The sequence below is a fragment of the Pseudomonas lalucatii genome (assembly GCF_018398425.1).
In the GTDB taxonomy this organism is placed as follows: Bacteria; Pseudomonadota; Gammaproteobacteria; order Pseudomonadales; family Pseudomonadaceae; genus Aquipseudomonas; species Aquipseudomonas lalucatii.
In genome coordinates, this window is sequence record NZ_JADPMV010000002.1 from 217,185 (window position 1) to 237,307 (window position 20,123).

General features: G+C 69.2%; 20 protein-coding genes. 7 read left to right on the plus strand and 13 right to left on the minus strand.

Translation table 11 applies throughout. The features are described 5' to 3' along the window. Positions 1-16: 16 nt before the first annotated feature. The 8 genes from I0D00_RS14300 to I0D00_RS14335 form a co-directional block, all read right to left on the minus strand. Positions 17-1,897 (minus strand): S9 family peptidase, encoded by a 1,881-nt coding sequence (locus I0D00_RS14300; protein ID WP_213640515.1) that lies wholly within the window; start codon positions 1,895-1,897, stop codon positions 17-19. Continuing rightward, entirely contained in the window at positions 1,894-3,042 is a 1,149-nt protein-coding gene (pqqE, locus tag I0D00_RS14305) for a pyrroloquinoline quinone biosynthesis protein PqqE (RefSeq protein ID WP_213640516.1), read from the minus strand. The genes I0D00_RS14300 and pqqE overlap by 4 nt, the downstream gene beginning before the upstream one ends. Beyond that, entirely contained in the window at positions 3,014-3,292 is a 279-nt protein-coding gene (pqqD, locus tag I0D00_RS14310; RefSeq protein WP_213640517.1) for a pyrroloquinoline quinone biosynthesis peptide chaperone PqqD, read from the minus strand. The genes pqqE and pqqD overlap by 29 nt, the downstream gene beginning before the upstream one ends. Next, complete coding sequence (pqqC, locus tag I0D00_RS14315) at positions 3,289-4,041, minus strand: pyrroloquinoline-quinone synthase PqqC (protein WP_213640518.1); 753 nt, start codon at positions 4,039-4,041, stop codon at positions 3,289-3,291. The genes pqqD and pqqC overlap by 4 nt, the downstream gene beginning before the upstream one ends. Positions 4,042-4,053: 12 nt before the next feature. Beyond that, the gene (pqqB, locus tag I0D00_RS14320) at positions 4,054-4,968 is read right to left on the minus strand and encodes a pyrroloquinoline quinone biosynthesis protein PqqB (protein WP_213640519.1); all 915 of its coding nucleotides are present in this window, start codon (positions 4,966-4,968) and stop codon (positions 4,054-4,056) included. A gap of 46 nt (positions 4,969-5,014) precedes the next feature. Beyond that, entirely contained in the window at positions 5,015-5,086 is a 72-nt protein-coding gene (pqqA, locus tag I0D00_RS14325; RefSeq protein ID WP_003253598.1) for a pyrroloquinoline quinone precursor peptide PqqA, read from the minus strand. Positions 5,087-5,511: 425 nt separating this feature from the next. Further along, positions 5,512-7,032, minus strand: coding sequence for an acetaldehyde dehydrogenase ExaC (gene exaC, locus I0D00_RS14330; protein WP_213640520.1), 1,521 nt, complete (start codon positions 7,030-7,032; stop codon positions 5,512-5,514). Between the two features lie 301 nt (positions 7,033-7,333). Further along, positions 7,334-9,109, minus strand: a complete 1,776-nt coding sequence (locus I0D00_RS14335) for a PQQ-dependent methanol/ethanol family dehydrogenase (protein WP_213640521.1) — start codon at positions 9,107-9,109, stop codon at positions 7,334-7,336. Positions 9,110-9,332: 223 nt separating this feature from the next. Between I0D00_RS14335 and I0D00_RS14340 the strand changes: the two genes are divergently transcribed. Next, entirely contained in the window at positions 9,333-10,283 is a 951-nt protein-coding gene (locus I0D00_RS14340; RefSeq protein WP_213640522.1) for a class I SAM-dependent methyltransferase, read from the plus strand. A gap of 1 nt (position 10,284) precedes the next feature. Here I0D00_RS14340 and I0D00_RS14345 read toward each other — a convergent pair whose 3' ends face one another. The 5 genes from I0D00_RS14345 to I0D00_RS14365 form a co-directional block, all read right to left on the minus strand. Then, positions 10,285-11,229 carry a quinoprotein relay system zinc metallohydrolase 1 gene (locus I0D00_RS14345; RefSeq protein WP_213640523.1) on the minus strand — a complete coding sequence of 315 codons (945 nt, stop codon included), beginning with the start codon at positions 11,227-11,229 and terminating at the stop codon, positions 10,285-10,287. 60 nt (positions 11,230-11,289) lie between these two features. Continuing rightward, positions 11,290-12,039, minus strand: coding sequence for a quinoprotein dehydrogenase-associated SoxYZ-like carrier (locus tag I0D00_RS14350; protein WP_213641787.1), 750 nt, complete (start codon positions 12,037-12,039; stop codon positions 11,290-11,292). A 45-nt stretch (positions 12,040-12,084) separates the two neighbouring features. After that, positions 12,085-12,984, minus strand: a complete 900-nt coding sequence (locus tag I0D00_RS14355; RefSeq protein WP_213640524.1) for a substrate-binding periplasmic protein — start codon at positions 12,982-12,984, stop codon at positions 12,085-12,087. Positions 12,985-12,989: 5 nt separating this feature from the next. Beyond that, positions 12,990-13,409 carry a cytochrome c-550 PedF gene (gene pedF / locus I0D00_RS14360; RefSeq protein WP_213640525.1) on the minus strand — a complete coding sequence of 140 codons (420 nt, stop codon included), beginning with the start codon at positions 13,407-13,409 and terminating at the stop codon, positions 12,990-12,992. A gap of 145 nt (positions 13,410-13,554) precedes the next feature. Further along, positions 13,555-13,992, minus strand: coding sequence for a cupredoxin domain-containing protein (locus tag I0D00_RS14365; RefSeq protein WP_213640526.1), 438 nt, complete (start codon positions 13,990-13,992; stop codon positions 13,555-13,557). A 158-nt stretch (positions 13,993-14,150) separates the two neighbouring features. Between I0D00_RS14365 and I0D00_RS14370 the strand changes: the two genes are divergently transcribed. The 6 genes from I0D00_RS14370 to I0D00_RS14395 all read left to right on the plus strand — a co-directional run bounded on the left by I0D00_RS14370 (position 14,151) and on the right by I0D00_RS14395 (position 19,444). Continuing rightward, on the plus strand, positions 14,151-15,344 hold the full coding sequence (locus tag I0D00_RS14370) for an ABC transporter substrate-binding protein (RefSeq protein ID WP_213640527.1): 1,194 nt from the start codon (positions 14,151-14,153) through the stop codon (positions 15,342-15,344). Positions 15,345-15,432: 88 nt separating this feature from the next. Next, complete coding sequence (locus I0D00_RS14375) at positions 15,433-16,398, plus strand: YVTN family beta-propeller repeat protein (RefSeq protein ID WP_213640528.1); 966 nt, start codon at positions 15,433-15,435, stop codon at positions 16,396-16,398. Continuing rightward, the gene (locus I0D00_RS14380; protein WP_213640529.1) at positions 16,395-17,117 is read left to right on the plus strand and encodes an ABC transporter ATP-binding protein; all 723 of its coding nucleotides are present in this window, start codon (positions 16,395-16,397) and stop codon (positions 17,115-17,117) included. Before I0D00_RS14375 ends, I0D00_RS14380 begins: the two co-directional genes overlap by 4 nt. Positions 17,118-17,220: 103 nt before the next feature. Beyond that, entirely contained in the window at positions 17,221-18,012 is a 792-nt protein-coding gene (locus I0D00_RS14385; protein WP_213640530.1) for an ABC transporter permease, read from the plus strand. A 189-nt stretch (positions 18,013-18,201) separates the two neighbouring features. Beyond that, positions 18,202-18,717: a PQQ-dependent catabolism-associated CXXCW motif protein gene (locus tag I0D00_RS14390; protein ID WP_246533284.1), complete on the plus strand. Its 516-nt coding sequence runs from the start codon at positions 18,202-18,204 to the stop codon at positions 18,715-18,717. Between the two features lie 61 nt (positions 18,718-18,778). Next, positions 18,779-19,444, plus strand: coding sequence for a response regulator transcription factor (locus I0D00_RS14395; RefSeq protein WP_213640532.1), 666 nt, complete (start codon positions 18,779-18,781; stop codon positions 19,442-19,444). Positions 19,445-20,123 lie beyond the last annotated feature (679 nt).

Consider the following 20,123-nt stretch of genomic DNA (forward strand, 5'->3'; position numbering starts at 1 on the left):
AGCGGGGGCGGGCGACTCAGCGGCGCGGGTCGAGCAGGCGCTGGTAGAAGCGCCACTCCTGCTCCAGGGCGTGGGCCTGGTTGCGTGCCTGGCGAAAGCCGTGGCCCTCCTCGGGATACAGGTGACTCTCCACCGCCAGACCGCGGGCGCGCAACGCCTGGACCATGGCCTCGGTCTGCGCCGGCAGCACCACCGCGTCCCGGCCGCCCTGGAAGAAGATCACCGGCGCCGTGATGCGCTGCGCGTGTAGCAGGGGCGTGCGCGCGGCATAGCGCGCGGCGTCCCGTGTCGGATCGCCGATCAGCCAGTCCAGGTAGTCGGCCTCGAACTTGTGCGTCACCCGGCGCAGGGCCAGGGGGTCGCTGACCCCGTAGAGGCTGGCGCCGCCGCTGAACGCCCGGCCGAAGGCCAGGGCGCACAGCGCGGTGTAGCCGCCGGCGCTGGCGCCGCGGATAAAGGCGCGGCCCGGGTCGATCAGCCCGCGGCCGGCCAGATGCTCGACCAACGCACCGGCATCGGCCACCTCGAGGTCGCCCCACTGCTCCTGCAGGCGCATGCGATAGGCGCGGCCATAGCCGCTGCTGCCCCGGTAATTGAGATCGGCCACGGCGAAGCCGCGCTGGGTCCAGAACTGGATGCGCGGGTCGAACACCGGGTAGCAGGCCGAGGTCGGCCCGCCGTGGAGGAACACCAGCAGCGGCGGCCTCTCCCCGTCCGGTCCGCGGCAGACGCCGTTGTGCGGCGGGTAGAAGAAGGCGTGGCAGGCCTCGCCGCCACTGGCGAAGGCCAGCGGCTGCGGCCGCGCGACCTCGGTCTCCGGCAGCGGCGCCGCGCCGCCGGCCAGCACCCGGCAGCGGCCGCTGGCCCGCTCGATCGCCAGCACCGCGCTGCCCCGCGTCGGCGCGGCGGCGATCAGGTAGAAGTGCGCGGCGTCGGCCGCCAGCTGGCGGAAGCGGCTGTAATGCGGCGCCAGCCGGCGCTCGCCCAGGCCGTCGGCGGCGCGCTCGGCCAGGCGGGCGCAGCCGCCCTCGAACCAGCTCAACAGCAGGCCCTCGCCGGCCAGCGCCAGGTAGTTGCAGTTGCCCAGCTGCCAGGGCGCGGCGGCGTGGTCGGCGGCGGCGCAGGGCAGCGGCGCCAGCCGCCCCTCGGCCGTTTCCCGCCAGGGTTGCCAGAAGCCGTGGCGGTCGCCGAGCACCAGCAACCGGCCCCGGTCGTCGAACGCCGGCTGCTGCAGGGACTCGTCGTCGCCCTGCCCGGCCACCAGCCGAGCCGCCAGCCAGTGCCCCTCGGCAGCGCGCTCGGCCACGCACAGGCGGGTCGCCAGCCAGGGCTGCCGGGGCCGGTCCCACTCGATCCAGGCCAGGCGCCGGCCATCGGCGCTGAGGATCGGCGCGGCATAGAAGTCGCAGCCCTCGACCAGCACCCGGCGCGCCCCGTCGGCCAGGGCGAGGGCGACCAGCCGGTGCACCACCCGCCCCGCTTCGTGCGATTCCTCCACCGCCACCAGGGCGGCGGCCCGGGCATCGAAGCGCAGGTCGCCGTAGCGGCAGTCGGGCCGCGCGGTCAGGCGCTCGGGCGCGCCATCCAGGGGCTGGTGATAGAGCTGCTGGTCGGCCTCGCCGACGAAGGCCAGGCCGCCGTCGGTGAGGCAGAAGGCGCCGCCGCCGTACTCGTAGACCCGGCTGCGCACCGACAACTCGGCCGGGGTCAGGCAGCGCAGCTGCTGCGGCGTCCAGTACCAGAGGGTCGAGCGGCCGTCGGCGGGTTCGTACTGCAGCCACACCAGGCCTCCCAGGCCGGCGCGCAGCTCGGCGAAGTCGCGACCGGCGGCCGCGGCCTGCGCGCTGGACCAGGCGCTGTCCCAGAAGCCGAAGGGTGCGACGCGTGTGCTGCTCATGCCTTGCAGATTAGCCGGGACGCCTGCTCGTTGCGCGACTGCAGGTCCGCCAGCGCCCCCGGCGCCTGCTCGGCCTCCTCCCGCGCGGCGAGGATGAGGCCGTGATGCGCCGACTTGCCGCACACCGGGTCGGCGTTGCTGGCATCGCCGGTGAGCATGAAGGCCTGGCAGCGGCAGCCGCCGAAGTCCTTGGCCTTCTCGTCGCAGCTGCGGCAGGGCTCGGGCATCCAGGCGTCGCCGCGAAAGCGGTTGAAGCCGAAGGAGTCGCGCCAGATGTGTTCGATGCTGTGCTCGCGCACGCTGGGGAACTGCACCGGCAACTGCCGCGCGCTGTGACACGGCAGCGCCGTGCCGTCCGGGGTGATGTCGAGAAACAGGTTGCCCCAGCCGTTCATGCAGGCCTTGGGCCGCTCCTCGTAGTAGTCCGGGGTGACGAAGATCAGCTTGCACGGGTGGTTCTCGGCCGCCAGCTTGGCCCGCCACGAATGGGTGATGCGCTCGGCACGCTCGAGCTGGGCGCGGGTCGGCAGCAGGCCGGCACGGTTGAGCTCGGCCCAGCCGTAGAACTGGCAGGTGGCCAGCTCGACGAAGTCCGCCTCCAGCTCCAGGCACAGCTCGATGATCCGCTCGATGCTGTCGATGTTGTGCCGATGGGTGACGAAGTTCAGCACCATCGGATAGCCGGCGGCCTTGACCGCCCGGGCCATGGCCAGCTTCTGGGCGAAGGCCTTTCTGGAGCCGGCCAGCAGGTTGTTGACCTCCTCGTCGGCGGCCTGGAAGCTGATCTGGATATGGTCCAGGCCGGCCTCGCTGAAACTGGCGATGCGCTGCTCGGTGAGGCCGATGCCGGAAGTGATCAGGTTGGTGTAGTAGCCCAGGTCGCGGGCCGCGGCGATCAGCTCGGCCAGGTCCTGGCGCACCAGCGGCTCGCCGCCGGAGAAGCCCAGCTGCGCGGCGCCCAGCGCGCGGGCCTGGCGGAACACCTCGATCCACTCGGCGGTGGACAGCTCCTGGCCCTGCTGGCTGAAGTCCAGGGGGTTGGAGCAGTAGGGGCACTGCAGCGGGCAGCGGTAGGTCAGCTCCGCCAGCAGCCACAGCGGCGGGCCCGGCTGGCGGTCAGTGCAACTCGATCCAGAACTGGGCATGGGCTACCTCCATAAAGGCCAGGATGTCTTCGTCGATGCCCGGCACGTCGGGGAAACGCTCGCCCAGGGCGGCGATGATCTCGGCCACGCTGTGGCTGCCATCGACCTGCCGGAGGATCTCCCCGGCGCTGTCGTTGAGCTTGATCATGCCCTCCGGGTAGAGCAGCACGTGGCAGCCCTGGGCGGGTTCGAACTGCAGGCGGAAGCCGCGGCGCAGGCGCGGCACCTGCTCGATGGACAAGGGATTCATGGGGCGACTCCCCGGTGCCAGACCCGTTCGGCGGTCACCGTGTGGTAGGGCGGGCGCTGCAGCTCGTAGGCCATGCTCATGGCATCGAGCATGCTCCACAGCACGTCCAGCTTGAACTGCAGGATCTCCAGCATGCGCTGCTGGGACTCGGCCGTGCGGTAGTGCGCCAGGGTGATGCGCAGGCCGTGCTCGACGTCGCGACGCGCCTGGCCCAGGCGGGTGCGGAAGTAGGCGTAGCCGCCGGCGTCGATCCAGGGGTAGTGCTGCGGCCAGGCGTCCAGGCGCGACTGGTGGATCTGCGGGGCGAACAGCTCGGTCAGCGAGCTGCTGGCCGCCTCCTGCCAGCAGGCCCTGCGGGCGAAGTTGAGGTAGGCGTCGACGGCGAAGCGCACCCCGGGCAGCACCAGCTCCTGGGACAGCACCTGCTCGCGCGCCAGGCCCACCGCCTCGGCCAGGCGCAGCCAGGCCTCGATGCCGCCCTCCTCGCCGGTCGCGCCGTCGTGGTCGACAATGCGCTGCACCCACTCGCGGCGGGTGTCGCGTTCCGCGCAGTTGGCGAGGATCGCCGCGTCCTTGAGCGGGATGCACAGCTGGTAGTAGAAGCGGTTGGCCACCCAGCCCTGGATCTGTTCGCGGCTGGCGCGGCCCTCGTACATCGCCCGGTGGAACGGATGATGGATGTGGTAGTAGGCGCCCTTGGCGCGCAGCGCCTGCTCGAATTCGGCAGGGCTCATGGCGGACTGGCTCATCGGCCTGGCTCCTTACAGCTGGATGCTCATGCCGTCCCACGCCACCTCGATGCCATGGGCGCGCAGCTCGGCGCGCTCCGGCGAATCGGGGTCGAGGATCGGATTGGTGTTGTTGATGTGAATGAGGATCTTCTGCCGGGCCGGCAGGCCGTCGAGCACCTCGATCATGCCGCCGGGGCCGCTCTGGCACAGGTGGCCCATCTCGCTGCCGAGCTTGTCGCCGACCTCGCACTGGCGCATCTCGTCGTCGCGCCACAGGGTGCCGTCGACCAGCAGGCAGTCGGCGCGGCGCATCCAGCCCAGCAGCGCTTCATCCACCTGGCCGAGGCCCGGTGCGTAGAACAGCGTGCCGCCGCTGCGGCGGTCCTCGACGAACAGGCCGATGTTGTCGCCCGGGTGCGGGTTGCCGCGGTGCGGCGAGTAGGGCGGCGCGCTGCTGCGCAGGGGAATGGCGCTGATGGCCAGGTCCGGGCAGGCCGGGATGCCGAACGGCGCGCCGTCCAGCCCGATCAGGTGGTGCCGCAGGCCGCCGTTCCAGTGCGCGAGCATGCCGAACAGCGGGAAGCCGCTGCTGAGGTCCTGATGGACCATCTCGGTGCACCAGACCTGGTGCGGGCAACCCTCGCGCAGGGTCAGCAGGCCGGTGCAGTGGTCGATCTGGCTGTCGAGCAGGACGATCGCGCCGATCGCAGTGTCGCGCAGCCGGCGCGCCGGCTGCAGGGCCGGAAAGGACTCGAGCTGGGCGCGGATATCCGGCGAGGCGTTGCACAGTATCCAGTCCACGCCGTTGTCGCTCAGGGCGATCGAGGACTGGCTGCGTGGCTGCGCCCGCAGGCTGCCGTCGCGCACACCGCGGCAGTTGCGGCAGTTGCAGTTCCACTGCGGGAAGCCGCCGCCGGCGGCGGAGCCGAGAATCTGGATATGCATGGGAAATTCCGGGTGGGATGCCCCGACAGCGCCGGGGCCGGGCGACTCAACGGTTGGCGAAGTACATCGTCACTTCGAAGCCAATGCGCAGATCGGTGAAGGCGGGCTTAGTCCACATGGCGCGGTCCTCTCTTGTTATCCAGCCGGGACATTCCGGCCCTGTTAGTTATGCACCGGAGCGGCCCCCGGCTGAATGGTACTTTGGGAGGAGAGCAGGCTGGCTTTGGTAGCACAGTGCGTCGGCTGGCTCAGGCGCGGGCAGCAAGGGATCGGCCTGCGCACAAGCGAATGCGCCGTGCGCCATCGGCGCTATCTGCCGCACCCGGCGGGCACCGGCATGGGTCGGTCGATGGGGCGCGCCGCGCTCGAGGGCATCCTGCGAATCCGGGCGCGGCAATAAAAAACGCGGCCGAAGCCGCGTTGCGAGAGGGGTTTGCCACCGTACATCCCAGGCTGTCGCAGGCGGCGGCGCACCCGGCCCCGTGGGGCCGTCGCACAAGGAGGCCGGCACGCCGGAGAGAACGCGCCGGGTTGCAGGCTGTATCAGAAGAAGCCCAGCGGGTTGATGTCGTAGCTGATCAACAGGTTCTTGGTCTGCTGGTAGTGGTCGAGCATCATCTTGTGGGTCTCGCGGCCGACGCCGGACTTCTTGTAGCCGCCGAAGGCGGCGTGCGCCGGGTACAGGTGGTAGCAGTTGGTCCACACCCGCCCGGCCTTGATGCCGCGGCCCATGCGGTAGGCGCGGTTGATGTCGCGGGTCCACAGGCCGGCGCCGAGGCCGAACTCGGTGTCGTTGGCGATGGCCAGGGCCTCGGCCTCGTCCTTGAAGGTGGTCACCCCGACCACCGGGCCGAAGATCTCCTCCTGGAACACGCGCATCTGGTTGTTGCCCTTGAGCAGGGTCGGCTGGATGTAGTAACCGCCGGCCAGGTCGCCCTCCAGCGCCTCGGCGGCGCCGCCGGTGAGCAGCTCGGCGCCTTCGCGCTGGGCGATCTCCAGGTAGCCGAGGATCTTGTCGTACTGCTGCTCGGAGGCCTGGGCGCCGACCATGGTCTCGGTGTCCAGCGGGTTGCCGCGCTTGATCTGCTTGATCTTCTTCATCACCTCGGCCATGAACGCCGGGTAGATCGACTCCTGCACCAGGGCGCGGGACGGGCAGGTGCACACCTCGCCCTGGTTGAAGAAGGCCAGCACCAGGCCCTCGGCGGCCTTCTCGATGAAGGCCGGCTCGGCCTGCATGATGTCCTCGAAGAAGATGTTCGGGCTCTTGCCGCCCAGCTCCACGGTGCTCGGGATGATGTTCTCCGCCGCGCACTTGAGGATGTGCGAGCCCACCGGGGTGGAACCGGTGAAGGCGATCTTGGCGATGCGCTTGCTGGTGGCCAGGGCCTCGCCGGCCTCCTTGCCGAAACCCTGCACCACGTTGAGCACGCCCGCCGGCAGCAGGTCGCCGATCAGCTCCATCAGCACGCTGATCGACAGCGGCGTCTGCTCGGCCGGCTTGAGCACGATGGCGTTGCCGGCGGCCAGGGCCGGGGCCAGCTTCCAGGCGGCCATCAGCAGCGGGAAGTTCCACGGGATGACCTGGCCGACCACGCCCAGGGGCTCGTGGAAGTGGTAGGCGGCGGTGTGCTCGTCGATCTCGGCGGCACTGCCTTCCTGGGCGCGGATGCAGCCGGCGTAGTAGCGGAAGTGGTCGGCGGCCAGCGGCACGTCGGCGTTCAGCGTCTCGCGCACGGCCTTGCCGTTGTCCCAGGTCTCGGCCACGGCGAGCAGCTCGAGGTTGGCCTCGATGCGGTCGGCGATCTTCAGCAGGATCAGTGCGCGGTTGGCCACCGAGGTCTTGCCCCAGGCCTCGGCGGCGCCGTGGGCGGCGTCCAGGGCCAGCTCGATGTCGGCGGCGTCGGAGCGTGGGAATTCGCCGATCACCGAGGCGTCGACCGGGCTGGTGTTGGTGAAGTACTGGCCCTTGAGCGGAGCGACGAACTCGCCGCCGATGTAGTTGCCGTAGCGCGGCTTGAGGGAGACGACTGAGCCTGGGGTACCGGGTTTGGCATAGATCATGATGCGGTCCTCTTGTTGTCGGAGCCTGCCCGTGGACGTGGGCCAGGTCATGGTTCGATCTTAGGAAGCCCCCGCGCCGGCCGGTATGCATCCATGGCACAGGTCGCCTCCTCATTTGGTAGTAGTGGCGCCGCCCGGGGCCCTGCCGCGGCGCAGCGCCAGCCCGATCCAGCGTAGTCGCTGGACGGTGCGCCGCCGGCAATTCGACGAACCCTACACGCTGCCCCCGTCGGGACGGCAGAAAGCACAAGGCCGGCTAAACAGCCGGCCTTGTGCCTCGCTTGCGGTGCAGGGTTGCCGATCAGCGCCCCGCCACCAGTTCCTTGGGCAGCTTGAAGGTCCAGAGCATGCCGCCCTGGTTGAAGTGCTTGACCCGCTTGGCCACCTCGCCGCCCCACAGCGGCACCGCGCCGCCCCAGCCGGACAGCACCGAGACGTACTGCTCGCCGTCCATCTCCCAGGTCACCGGCGAACCGAGCACGCCGGAGCCGGTCTGGAATTCCCAGACCTTCTCGCCGGTCTTGGCGTTGAAGGCCTGCAGGAAACCCTCGGGGTTGCCGGTGAACACCAGGTTGCCCCTGGTGGTCATCACCCCGCCCCACAGCGGCGCGTAGTTCTTCTGCCGCCAGACTTCCTTGCCGGTCTTCGGGTCGATGGCGCGCAGCACGCCGATGTAGTCCTCGTTCAGCGGCTTGATGGTGAAGCCGGCGCCGAGGTAGGCCGCGCCCTTCTTGTAGGCGATGTCCTCGTTCCAGATGTCCATGCCCCACTCGTTGCTCGGCACGTAGAACAGCCCGGTGTCCTGGCTGTAGGCCATGGGCATCCAGTTCTTCGCACCGAGGAAGGCCGGCGCGGCGAACACGCTCTTGCCCTTCTCCGCCGCGGCCGGCGAACCCGGGCGGTTGTCGTCGACGTAGATCGGCCGGCCGTTCTGGTCCAGACCCTTGGCCCAGGTGATGGTGTCGACGAAGGGGAAGCCGCGGATGAACTTGCCGTTGGTGCGGTCGAGCACGTAGAAGAAGCCGTTGCGGTCGGCGGTGGCCGCGGCCTGGATGGTCTTGCCGCCCTCCTGGTAGTTGAACGAGACCAGCTCGTTGACCCCGTCGAAGTCCCAGCCGTCATGCGGGGTGGTCTGGAAGTGCCACTCGATGCTGCCGTCGTCCGGGTTCAGCGCCAGGCGCGAGGACGAGTAGAGGTTGTCGCCGGGACGCAGGTGCGAGTTCCACGGCGCCGGGTTGCCGGTGCCGAACAGCAGCAGGTTGGTTTCCGGGTCGTAGTAGCCGCCCAGCCAGGGCGCCGCGCCGCCGGTCTTCCACAGGTCGCCCGGCCAGCTCTTGCCGGCTTCGCCGCCGCTGATGCCGTTCTCGATCTTCTTGCCGTCCTTGTAGACGTAGCCCATGTGGCCTTCCACGGTCGGCCGGGTCCACAGCAGCTCGCCGTTCTTCGGGTCGTAGGCCTCGATCTTGCCGACCACGCCGAACTCGCCGCCGGACACCCCGGTGATCAGCTTGCCATTGACCACCAGCGGCGCCGCGGTGATCGAATAGCCGGCGCGGTGGTCGGCGACGTTCTTGCGCCACACCACCTTGCCGGTGTCCTTGTTCAGCGCCACCAGCTTGGCGTCCAGGGTGCCGAAGATCACCAGGTCGCCGTACAGCGCCACGCCGCGGTTGATCACGTCGCAGCACGGACGGATGTCATCGGGCAGGCGCGCATCGTACTGCCACAGCTCCTTGCCGGTGCGCGCGTCCACCGCGAACACCCGCGAATAGGAGGCGGTGACGTACATCACGCCGTCCTTGATCAGCGGCTGGGCCTGCTGGCCGCGCTGCTTCTCGCCGCCGAAGGACAGGGTCCAGACCGGGCGCAGATGCTTGACGTTGTCGCTGTTGAGCATATCCAGCGGACTGTAGCGCTGGCCCTGCAGGCCCAGGCCGTTGGTGACGATCTGGTCGGTGGTTTTCACGTCGTCCAGGATGTCCTGGTCGGTGACCGCCCAGGCCGCTGCGCTGGGCACGAGCATGGCGGCACAGAGTGCACTGAGGAGGAAGGGCTGGCGAAGACCGGAGTGTTTCATTGCGGCTACCTCTGCGGGTTAATTGTTATCACCGGGAACTTTTCCCGATCTACCGCAGATTCTTGGACGCAGGGCCCCGGGCCACAATTGCACCCAGTACCGAATTAGCTCCTCCCTTGGTAGCAATACCCGCCCCGTTCGGCGCCGCCGCGGCGCGCAACCGGGGCCAACGGCAGCGCCCTTCTCGCTTAGAATGGCCGGCCATGCCCCGACGACCATGCCCATGAATGCCCACGCCATCGAAACCCTGCACCAGCACCTGCTCGCCGCCCTGAGCACCGCCCCGGACGAGGCCCGCCGCCTGTTCCATGGTCGCGGCCAGCGCTGGCCGGGCCTGGAACAGGTCACCGTCGACTGGCTGCAGGGGATAGTGCTGGTATGCCTGTTCCGCGACCCGGGCGAGACCGAGCTGCAGGCCCTGAAGCAGATGCTCCTGAGCCTGCCCCGGGCGCCGGCCTGGCAGCAGTGCGGGGCCCAGGGCCTGCTGCTGCAGCACCGCTATCGCCCGGACTGCGCCGCCGAGTGGCTGCACGGCGCGACCGTCGAGCAGTGCCTGGTCAGCGAGCACGGCCTGCGCTTCAAGCTGGACCTGGGCACCAAGCAGAACAGCGGGCTGTTCCTCGACATGCGCTACGGACGCCGCTGGGTCCGCGAGCAGGCCCGCGGCCAGCGGGTGCTGAACCTGTTCGCCTACACCTGCGGCTTCTCCGTGGCCGCCCTCGCCGGCGGCGCCGAGCAGGTGGTCAACCTGGACATGGCCAAGGCCGCCCTCAACCGCGGGCGGGACAACCACCGCCTCAACGGCCACGACCTGAACCGGGTGATCTTCCTCGGCCACGAGCTGTTCAAGTCCTGGGGCAAGGTAAAGAGGCTCGGCCCCTACGACCTGGTGATCATCGACCCGCCGTCGTTTCAGAAGGGCAGCTTCGTCCTGACCCAGGACTACCGCAAGATCCTCCGCCGCCTGCCCGAGCTGCTCAATGCCGGGGGCAGGGTGCTGGCCTGCCTCAACGACCCGGCCCTGGGCCCCGGGTTCCTGCTCCGGAGCATGGCCGAGGAGGCGCCGGGGCTGCGCTTCGAGCAGCGCCTGGACAACCCGCCGGAGTTCGCCGACATCGCCGCCGACAGCGGCCTCAAGGCCCTGGTGTTCCGCCGGACGGACGCCGCGCCTTAGCTCATTCGGCCGCGCCGTCGCGGTCCACCCGGCGCAACTGCCCCCGCTCGTAGCGCGGATAGAGGTGGCTGACGCTGCGGATCAGCTCGTAGCGCGTCAGGCTGAGCCCGGCGAAGCGCGCGGGGATCGCTGTGCGCATCAGCTCGTTCATCTCCGCGCCGCGCTCGGCGCCGCCCTGCATCACCCCGTGCAGCCAGCCGAGGTAGTCGCGCATCTGCACGAAGGGCGCGGCGTCGCTGGCCAGCGGGCCGTGGCCGGGCACCAACAGCTTCCAGGGCAAGGCTTGCAGCCGGTCCAGGTCGTCCAGCCAGACCTCCAGCCCCGGCGTGCCGGGGGTGGTCAGGGCGCGTTGGTAGAACAGCAGGTCGCCGGCGAACAGCACGCCGCTGGTCTCGTCGAATACCGCCAGGTCGGCGCCGGTGTGGCCGCTCAGGGCCAGCAGGTGCAGGCGCCGCTCGCCCCAGTGCAGCACGCCGGCCTGCAGCGTCTCGTTGGGCAGCACCAGCTCGGTGCCGCGCATCCAGTCGCCGACCAGGCGGTACATGTTCTCCGCCATGGCCTCCCCCTCCTCGGCCAGCAGGGCGCGGGTGCCGGGCAGCGCGGCGATGGGCACATCGACGAAGGCCTGGTTGCCCAGGACATGATCGGGGTGATGGTGGGTCAGCAGCAGCCTGTCGACCGGCTTGTCGGTGACCGCCGCGATGGCCCGGCGCAGGGCCTCGCCGTAGCGTCTCGAGGGGCCGCTGTCGATCACCAGCACGCCGTTTTCGCCGACGATGAAACCGGTATTGACGATATTGCCGCCGTTGTCCCGAGCGAAGTTGGCGGTGCTGCCTGCCACCAGCCACACGCCCTCGGCGATCTGCCGCGGTTGCAGGGCGTAATCGAGTTCGGCGCGCAGGCCCGACGCGGCGAGCAGCGCGACCACCAGCAACAACCAGCGCATGGGCACCTCCTGGATCTATCGAACGACCTACCGGGTGGTCGGAGCTGGCGCCGGATGCGCCTAGAGCGCCGCGGCGAACTCGTTGCCGTTGTTGTCGCGCAGCCACAGCCGGGTTTCCTCCCGGCCCTGCACTTCCAGGCCGAGGGTCGGGTTCTCGCTGACCGCCGGGAACAGCTCGAGCCTGGCCAGCACCCGGCCGGCGGCATCGCGCAGCTCGGCCTGGTCGAGGAAGAATTCGGGAATGCCGTCGACCAGGCCGTTGTCCATCGGGTGGACCACCTGCAGGCGCAGGCGGCTGGCCGCGCCCAGGGCGAAGCGGCGGCCGTGCACCTGACCCTGGCGCTCCTGCCAGCCGGGCTGGGCGCGCACCACGCTGGGCGCGGTGCAGCCGCCGCCGGCCGCGTCGACCTGGGTCGAGCCGACATGCCAGAGGCCGGCGCGGGTCAGCACCGCGACGCGGATCGGCGTGGCCTGCTCGACCCGGATGCGGATGGCCAGGCGCGGCAGCACCCGCTCGCCCGGCTGGAAATCGAAGATGCGCGGGATGGGGTTGAGCTCGGCCCAGGCCAGCATCCGCACCACCTGCTCACCGAGGGCGCTGGCGTCGACCTGGATCGGCACCTGCCGGGCGTCCTCGGCGAAGGGCGGCGCCAGCACCCGGACCCGCTCGTCGAAGACGAAGGGCGCGCCGTCGAGCAGGCGCTGGTGGTGGTAGTCCCACATCACCGAGGTGACCGGATCGCCCTCGGCGCCGCGGGCCTCCCAGGCCAGGGCGAAACACGCCAACAGCAGCAGCGCGCGCCAATCCAGTCCCATGCTCCACCTCCTGTTGTGCCCGGGCACGCGGGCGCCGCGCTATTCGACGTCCTGGTACAGCCCCGGCAGCTCGTACTGCAGGCCGTAGCGGCCGTAGAGCGCCTTCAGCTGGCCGCCGAGGATCAGCCCTTCGAGCCGTTCCTCCAGGGCGTAGGCCAGTTGGCGGTTACTCTGGTGCACCGCCATGCCGATGTCCCACACCTGCTTGCCCAGCTTCGGATAGGCGTTGTGCGCCAATGCCAGGTGCTGGTCGCCGGCCTGCTGCAGCTGCCAGTCGATCTCGCCGCGCAGGGCCATCACCGCGTCCACCTCGCCCTGCTGCATGCCGGCGAAGGCCGCCGCGGTGTTGGGGTAGTGGTGGGTCTGGCGGCTGAGCATGCCGTCGAACAGCGAGGACAGGTAGAAGGACGGCACGCTGTCGACCTCGACGCCGATCGGGTGCTGCTGGAACACCGCGACGCTGGGCACCTCCTGCAGGCGGCGGCGATCATGGGCCAGCTGCCAGCGCTCGCGCTGGTAGGGGCCGAACATCACCACCAGGTCGTTGGCCAGTTCGCCGAACTCGTTGCTCATGTAGGCGAAGTCGCGGTCGTAGGGCACCCGCAGCATCACGTCGGCCAGTTCCTGCGGGCGCAGGTAGTGGCCGCGCCAGACGTAGTCGCGCAGGTCGTCGTCGAGTTTCTCGCCGGGCGGCGCCCAGATCAGCGCCAGCTCCAGGCCCAGGCCCTCGGCCAGGGCCCGGGCCAGCTCGACATCGACGCCGCGCCCCTGGCCGTCCTGCTGGAAGCTGTAGGGGGCGAAATCCTGGTATACGGCCACCTTGAGCACGCCGGAGGCGACGATGGCATCGTAGTCGCGCACCGGCGCCTGGGCATGGGCCGGCAGGGCCGCCAGCCACAGCAGTGCCGTCAGCAGACGCGGCAGCAGACCGAGGCGCATGGCCGTCACTCCTCGATGGCCACGCTTTCCAGGTAGCTGCGCACGGCCCACAGCGCCTCCTGGCTGAGGTAGTCGGCCATCTTCGGCATGTACACCCGGCCGTCGCGCACCGCGCCGTTGATCACCCGCTCCTTGAACCACTCGTCGCCCATGGCGCCGACCTCCAGCAGGCGCAGGTCGGGGGCGATGCCGCCGGACTTGGCCTCCAGGCCGTGGCAGGCCGCGCAGTTCTGGTTGTAGGCCGAGGCACCGATCTCGATGGCCTGGGGGTTGTCGCGGTAGGGGTTCTCCTCCAGCCACTCCTCGCCGAGGGCCTCCAGGCCCTGGGTGTTGACCGCCTGGGGGACCACATCGCCATGGGCCCAGAGGGTGCCGGAGACGGCGAGCAGCAGCAGGGCGAAAGCGGTTTTCTTTGTAGTTTTCATGTTCCAGACCTCATCGAATGCACGCAGGACAAGCCGACAGGAGACTTGCATGGCCTCATCTTAAGAAGCCCGTAGCGGGCACCGAATGCTGCTTTGGTGGCCCGCCTCTAGTCCCTTGGTAGTAAGGCTTGCGATGGTGCGCGGCCTACTTGACCAGGAAATGGCCGAGCATGCCCTTGTGCTCCAGGCCCTTGGCGTAGAAGCGGAACTTGCCCGGCTTGATCGGCACGAAGAAGAGCTCCGCCTCGCCGGCGTCCTCGAACTCCAGCTCGGTGAGGGTCACCGCCTTGATCTCCACGCCGCCGGCCTCGACCTTGCGCAGGTAGATGGCGGTGGCCAGCTCCGGCGCCTGGAAGGCGTACTCCTTCTGCCCGCTGGCGATGATCTTCAGCTGGTAGGCCTTGCCGGTTTCCAGCTGGTATTCGTGCTGCGACATGGCGTAGTCGCTGTCGTCGTCGCCCAGGCGCAGGTCGGGCAAGGCGGTGGTGCGGCGGGTCAGGTCACCCTCGGCATGCAGGCTATCGACGCCGATCAGGCTGACGATCAGCATCAGCGGCAGCAGCAGGGTCTTGATGGTACGCATGGCTCTCACCTCTTCTTGTCGTGGGTTCTGCGGCCCATGCTAGAACGTGGCAATCCCAGCCGATTTACTACCTTGGTACCGCCCGACTGGTACTTTCTGCATATTTCCCCGCCCTACCGCAGTTCCTATGCTGGCGACACCTGCCCAGGAGTTGCCCCATGCGTCCGTTCAGACTCCACCTGCCGTTCTGCCTGTGCGCCCTGCTCGGCGTGGCCCCGCCCGGCCTGGCCGCCGACCCGGCGGCCGAACTGCAGGTGCGCATCGGCTACCTGGCCTACATCCCCGACCGCGGACCGCTGCTGTCCAACGTCATCCCCGAACCAGCGGACGCCGGCCTGCGCGGCGCCGAACTGGCGATCGTCGACAGCAACAGCACCGGGCGCTTCCTCAAGCACGGCTACCGCCTGGAGGTCGCCGAGCGCGAAGACGGCGCCAGCCTGGTCGAGGCCGCCGCGGCGCTGCACGCCCAGGGCGTGCGCCTGTTCGTGGTCAACGCCCCCGCTGCCACCCTCAGGCAGCTCAGCGCGGGCCTGAGCGACAGCCTGCTGTTCAACGCCGGCAGCGCCGACGACGAGCTGCGTAGCAGCCAGTGCCTGACCAACGTGCTGCACAGCCTGCCGAGCCGGGCCATGCTCGCCGATGCCCTGGCGCAGTTCCTCGCCGTGCGCAAGTGGAGCCGCTGGCTGCTGATCGACGGCGCCACCGCGGACGACGCGGCCTACGCCGCCGCCTTGCGGCGCGCGGCCAGGCGCTTCGGCCTGCGCATAGTCGCCGAGAAGCCCTGGAGCTTCGACAACGACCAGCGCCGCAGCGCCCAGGCCGAGATGCCGCTGTTCACCCAGACCGCCGAGTACGACGTGGTGCTGGTGGCCGACGAACGCGGCGACTTCGGCGAGTACCTGCCCTACCAGACCTGGTACCCGCGGCCGGTGGCCGGCACCCAGGGCCTGACCCCCACCGCCTGGCACAAGACGGTGGAGACCTTCGGCGCCGCCCAGCTGCAGAAACGCTTCGAGGCCCAGGCCGGGCGCTGGATGAACGACCGCGACTACGCCGCCTGGATCGCCGTGCGCAGCATCGCCAGCGCGGTGACCAGGCTGCGCCGGGCCGACGCCGCGGCGCTCCGCAGCCTGGCCCTGAGCGAGCAGCTGCCGCTGGACGGCTTCAAGGGCCGCAAGCTCAGCTACCGCCCGTGGAACGGCCAGCTGCGCCAGCCCATTGCCCTGGTGCAGCCCCGCGCCCTGGTCAGCACCTCGCCGCAGGAGGGTTTCCTGCACCCGCACAACGAGATGGACAGCCTCGGCTACGACCGCCCCGAGGTGAGCTGCGACCTGGCGGGTCACGCCAATTGATGGTGCGCACGGCGCACCACCCATGAACCTGCAGCCCGCAGGGTGCGCCGTGCGCACCGCCATGCCCCAACAGCAAGAGGATCGATCCATGCGTCTCAGCCACCTTGCCTGCGCCATCGCCCTCGGCCTCGCCAGCGGCGTCGGCCAGGCCGCCACCGCCTACGTGTCCAACGAGAAGGACGACAGCATCAGCGTGATCGACCTGGACAGCCTCGAGGTCACCGAGACCCTGGCCGTCGGCATGCGCCCGCGCGGCCTGCTGCTGTCGGCCGATCACCAGCTGCTGTACATCTGCGCCAGCGACTCGGACCGGGTGCAGGTGATGGACCTGGCCACGCGGCAGATCGTCAAGGAGCTGCCCTCCGGCGCCGACCCCGAGCAGTTCGCCCTGCACCCCAACGACCGCTGGCTGTACATCTCCAACGAGGACGATGCCCTGGCCACGGTGGTCGATACACAAACGGACGAGGTGCTGGCGCAGATCGACGTCGGCGTCGAGCCCGAGGGCATGGCGGTCAGCCCGGACGGCAAGTGGGCGGTCAACACCAGCGAGACCACCAACATGCTGCACTGGATCGACACCGCCACCCAGCAGCTGATGGACAACACCCTGGTGGACCAGCGCCCGCGGCACGTCGAGTTCGACAGGGACGGCACGCGCCTGTGGGCCTCGGCGGAGATCGGCGGCACGGTCACGGTGCTCGACGTCGCCACCCGCCAGGTGCTCAAGGTGCTGAGCTTCCAGATCAAGGGCGTGCACCCGGACAAGGTGCAGCCGGTCGGGGTCAAGCTCAGCGCCGACGGCCGCTACGCCTTCGTCGCCCTGGGCCCGGCCAACCACGTGGCGGTGGTCGACGCCAAGACTTACGAGGTCCTCGACTACCTGCTGGTGGGCCGGCGCGTCTGGCACCTGGCCTTCACCCCGGACCAGAAGCGCCTGCTGACCACCAACGGGGTCAGCGGCGACGTCTCGGTGATCGAGGTGGACAGCCTCAAGGTGAGCAAGTCGATCAAGGTCGGCCGCTACCCCTGGGGCGTGGTGGTGACGCCGTGAACGCCCTCGAGGTCAGCGACCTGGCCTTCGCCTATGGCCCCCGCCAGGCCCTGCAGGACCTGAGCTTCAGCGTGGCGCCCGGCCGCTTCGCCGCGCTGCTGGGCCCCAACGGCGCCGGCAAGTCGACCCTGATCGCCCTGCTCACCCGCCTCTACGACCTGCAGCAGGGCGAGATCCGCGTGCTGGGCAGCAGCCTCGCTCGCCAGCCGCACCTGGCCCTGCGCCAGCTCGGTGTGGTGTTCCAGCAGAGCACCCTGGACCTGGACCTCGGCGTCGAGCAGAACCTGCACTACCACGCCGCCCTGCATGGGCTGGGGCGGCGCCAGGCGCAGGCGCGGATCGACGAGGAGCTGGCGCGCCAGCAGCTCGGCGAACGTCGCCATGACAAGGTTCGCGCCCTCAATGGCGGCCACCGCCGCCGCGTGGAGATCGCCCGCGCCCTGCTGCATCGGCCGCGCCTGCTGCTGCTCGACGAGGCCAGCGCCGGACTCGACCCGGCCAGCCGCCTGGCGCTGAACCGGCATGTACGCCAGCTGTGCCGCGACCAGGGCCTGGCGGTGCTGTGGACCACCCATTTGCTCGACGAGGTGCAGGCCGACGACGAGCTGCTGGTCCTCGACCACGGCCGCCTGGCGGCCCAGGGACCAGCCCAGCGCGTCAGCGCCGGCGACGTCAGCCTGACCGCCACCTTCGCCCGCCTGACCGCGGAGCAGGCATGAAACGCCTGGCAGGGTGCGCCGCGCACAGCGCCGTCACACCACGCCAGCCCCTGGTGCGCACCGCGCACCCTGCCCACACATGGCAACCGACGGAGCCCGCGTCATGACCGCCTACTGGTACTGCCTGGCCGGCATCCTGCGCCGCGAATGGCTGCGCTTCGTGTTGCAGCGCTCGCGCTTGCTCAGCGCCCTGGTGCGCCCGCTGCTGTGGCTGCTGGTGTTCGCCGCCGGCTTTCGCGCCGCGCTGGGCATCGCCATCATCGCCCCCTATGACACCTACATCACCTACGAGACCTACATAGTGCCGGGGCTGGCCTGCATGATCCTGCTGTTCAACGGCATGCAGGGCTCGCTGTCGATGGTCTACGACCGCGAGATGGGCAGCATGCGCGTGCTGTTGACCAGCCCGCTGCCGCGGGCCTTCCTGCTGGCCGGCAAGCTGCTGGCCACGGCGCTGATCTCGCTGCTGCAGGTCTATGCCTTCCTCGCCATCGCCTGGTTCTATGGCGTGCAGCCGCCGGCCTGGGGACTGCTCGCCGCCCTGCCGGCGCTGCTGCTGGTGGCGCTGCTGCTCAGTGCCCTGGGGTTGCTGCTGTCCAACGGCATCCGCCAGCTGGAGAACTTCGCCGGGGTGATGAATTTCGTGATCTTCCCGCTGTTCTTCCTCTCGTCGGCGCTCTACCCGTTGTGGAAGATGCGCGAGGCCAGCGAATGGCTGTACTGGCTGTGCGCCCTCAACCCCTTCAGCCATGCGGTGGAGCTGGTGCGCTTCGCCCTCTACCAGCGCCTGAGCCTCGACGCCCTGCTGATCTGCCTGGGCCTGACCGGGCTGTTCGCCGCGCTCGCGGTCTGCACCTTCAACCCGCAGCACGCCGCCCTGCGCCGCGCCAGTTAGCCACCGCGATCGGCCCTCGCCCCGCTCCACCCGGCCGGCGGCCCTTATCCGCCTACTACTTTGGTACTGCTTTTGCTCTCCATCGTAGAATTTCCAAAGCAGGATCAATGCCTTGTAATAGGTCCATAACAAGAACCGAGACCTAAGGCGATGAAACACTGCGTGCCCACGGGGCTACCTGCCCGATTGATGAGCGGCCTGCTCGGCCTGCTGCTGATCCCCCTCGCCCAGGCCGAGCTGTTCTCCGCCGACGGCTATCGCCTCGGCCAGTACCGCAGCCCGACCCCGGCCAGTGCCGAACCCGCCCGCACCCTCGATACCGCCGCCCTGCAGCGGCTGCTGGCCGAGCAGCCGCGCACCGCGCTGATCGACACCTACCGTCGGCCGTGGCGCAACGGCCAGTTCATCGAGGACGAGGTGCACGCCAACCTGCCCGGCAGTCTGTGGCTGGCCAACACCGGCGACGGCCGGCTGGATGAGCGCTGGCAGGCCTACTTCAGCCACCATCTGCGCGAAATCAGCCACGGCGACCCGGGTTGGCCGCTGGTGTTCTACTGCCGCTCGGACTGCTGGCTGAGCTGGAACGCGGTCAAGCGCGCCCATCGCCTGGGCTATGGCAACCTCTACTGGTACCGTGACGGCATCGACGCCTGGGAGCAGGCCGGCCTGCCCCTGCTGCCGGCGCGGCCGGCGGCGCTGCCCTGAGGCCGCGCGCTTTCCCCCGCACCGTCACCGCAGCATAATCAGAACAACGAGGTGAAAGGCCATGTACAAGATCCTGATTGCCGACGACCACCCGCTGTTTCGCGAAGCCATCCATAACGTCATCAGCGACGGCTTTCCCGGCAGCAGCATCATGGAAACCGCCGACCTGGACAGCGCCCTGGCGCTGACCCTGGAACACGACGACCTCGACCTGATCCTGCTGGACCTCAACATGCCCGGCATGCACGGCCTGAACGGCCTGATGCAGCTGCGCAACGAGGCGCCGACCATTCCGGTGGTGATCGTCTCCGCCGAACAGGACAAGCAGGTGGTGCTGCAGGCCATCACCTACGGCGCGGTCGGCTTCATCACCAAGTCCTCGCCGCGGGCGCAGATGACCGAGGCCATCGCGCAGATCCTGGGCGGCAACGTCTACCTGCCACCGGACATCATCCGCAGCCAGGGCAACAGCTCGCGGCGCAGCCACCCGGAGAACCCGAGCATCTCCGCCGAGCTGCTCAACGCCCTGACCCGCAAGCAGCTGCTGGTACTGGAGCGCATGACCAAGGGCGAGTCGAACAAGCAGATCGCCTACAGCCTGGACATCGCCGAGACCACGGTCAAAGCCCATGTCTCGGCGATCCTGCGCAAGCTCAACGTGCACAACCGGGTGCAGGCGATTCTCTCGGCCGGGGATATCGACTTCGCCGCCTATCTGCGGCGTTGAGCGCCGACGTTTGAGCCGGCGCGAAGGAGCCCCACCTTGATACCGGACTGGCAATTCGGTGTGTCGTTTTTCGGTTTTTTGGGCATGACCCATTGTGGTGTGTACCTGCCGAGTAGGTTTCGCCCCTCATGGGCGAGTTACTTTCTCTTTGCTTGTGCAAAGAGAAAGTAACCAAAGAGAAAGCACACCCGACATCCGGGTCTCGCTACGCTCGACTTCCCTCGTTCCGGTGCCGCTCCGGGGGCCGTGCCGAAGGGCCATCCCTGGCCAATCGGCACTCTCGCCGCATCCATGCGGCTCGTCCCCCTGCGCAACACCTCCGCTCGGCCTCCTGACGGGGCCCGATCGCGCGCTTACACATTCTTCTCAAGGCATTGTCTCGTGGTGTCTGTGTTGTACTTTTGACTGCGTTTGCCCAGGCGCCGCCCAAGTCCCCTCCAAGAGGCCGAGTGGAATCGTCGTGGAGTGGGTTGAGCGGCATGGATGCCGCGAGAGCTGCGATGGGCCAGGGATGGCCCTTCGCAGCGTGCCCACGGAACGATGATGGAACGAGGGAACCCCGGCGCAGCCGGGGCCGGATGATGGGGTGGCCTTCTTTTTGGTTACTTTTTCTTGGCCAGGCAAGAAAAAGTGACTCGCCCGTGAGGGGCGAAACCAGAATTCGGACTCGACCCGGTAA

Excerpts from the sequence above, each read along its gene's own strand:
- I0D00_RS14370 (WP_213640527.1), top strand. The coding sequence starts at position 14,151 with ATGCGTCCGTTCAGACTCCACCTGCCGTTCTGCCTGTGCGCCCTGCTC.
- I0D00_RS14355 (WP_213640524.1), bottom strand. The coding sequence starts at position 12,984 with ATGCGCCTCGGTCTGCTGCCGCGTCTGCTGACGGCACTGCTGTGGCTG.
- pqqD (WP_213640517.1), bottom strand. The coding sequence starts at position 3,292 with ATGAATCCCTTGTCCATCGAGCAGGTGCCGCGCCTGCGCCGCGGCTTC.
- I0D00_RS14385 (WP_213640530.1), top strand. The coding sequence starts at position 17,221 with ATGACCGCCTACTGGTACTGCCTGGCCGGCATCCTGCGCCGCGAATGG.
- pqqB (WP_213640519.1), bottom strand. The coding sequence starts at position 4,968 with ATGCATATCCAGATTCTCGGCTCCGCCGCCGGCGGCGGCTTCCCGCAG.
- I0D00_RS14390 (WP_246533284.1), top strand. The coding sequence starts at position 18,202 with ATGAGCGGCCTGCTCGGCCTGCTGCTGATCCCCCTCGCCCAGGCCGAG.
- I0D00_RS14300 (WP_213640515.1), bottom strand. The coding sequence starts at position 1,897 with ATGAGCAGCACACGCGTCGCACCCTTCGGCTTCTGGGACAGCGCCTGG.
- I0D00_RS14365 (WP_213640526.1), bottom strand. The coding sequence starts at position 13,992 with ATGCGTACCATCAAGACCCTGCTGCTGCCGCTGATGCTGATCGTCAGC.
- I0D00_RS14335 (WP_213640521.1), bottom strand. The coding sequence starts at position 9,109 with ATGAAACACTCCGGTCTTCGCCAGCCCTTCCTCCTCAGTGCACTCTGT.
- I0D00_RS14395 (WP_213640532.1), top strand. The coding sequence starts at position 18,779 with ATGTACAAGATCCTGATTGCCGACGACCACCCGCTGTTTCGCGAAGCC.
- exaC (WP_213640520.1), bottom strand. The coding sequence starts at position 7,032 with ATGATCTATGCCAAACCCGGTACCCCAGGCTCAGTCGTCTCCCTCAAG.
- I0D00_RS14375 (WP_213640528.1), top strand. The coding sequence starts at position 15,433 with ATGCGTCTCAGCCACCTTGCCTGCGCCATCGCCCTCGGCCTCGCCAGC.
- I0D00_RS14345 (WP_213640523.1), bottom strand. The coding sequence starts at position 11,229 with ATGCGCTGGTTGTTGCTGGTGGTCGCGCTGCTCGCCGCGTCGGGCCTG.
- pqqE (WP_213640516.1), bottom strand. The coding sequence starts at position 3,042 with ATGCCCAGTTCTGGATCGAGTTGCACTGACCGCCAGCCGGGCCCGCCG.
- I0D00_RS14340 (WP_213640522.1), top strand. The coding sequence starts at position 9,333 with ATGAATGCCCACGCCATCGAAACCCTGCACCAGCACCTGCTCGCCGCC.
- pqqC (WP_213640518.1), bottom strand. The coding sequence starts at position 4,041 with ATGAGCCAGTCCGCCATGAGCCCTGCCGAATTCGAGCAGGCGCTGCGC.
- pedF (WP_213640525.1), bottom strand. The coding sequence starts at position 13,409 with ATGAAAACTACAAAGAAAACCGCTTTCGCCCTGCTGCTGCTCGCCGTC.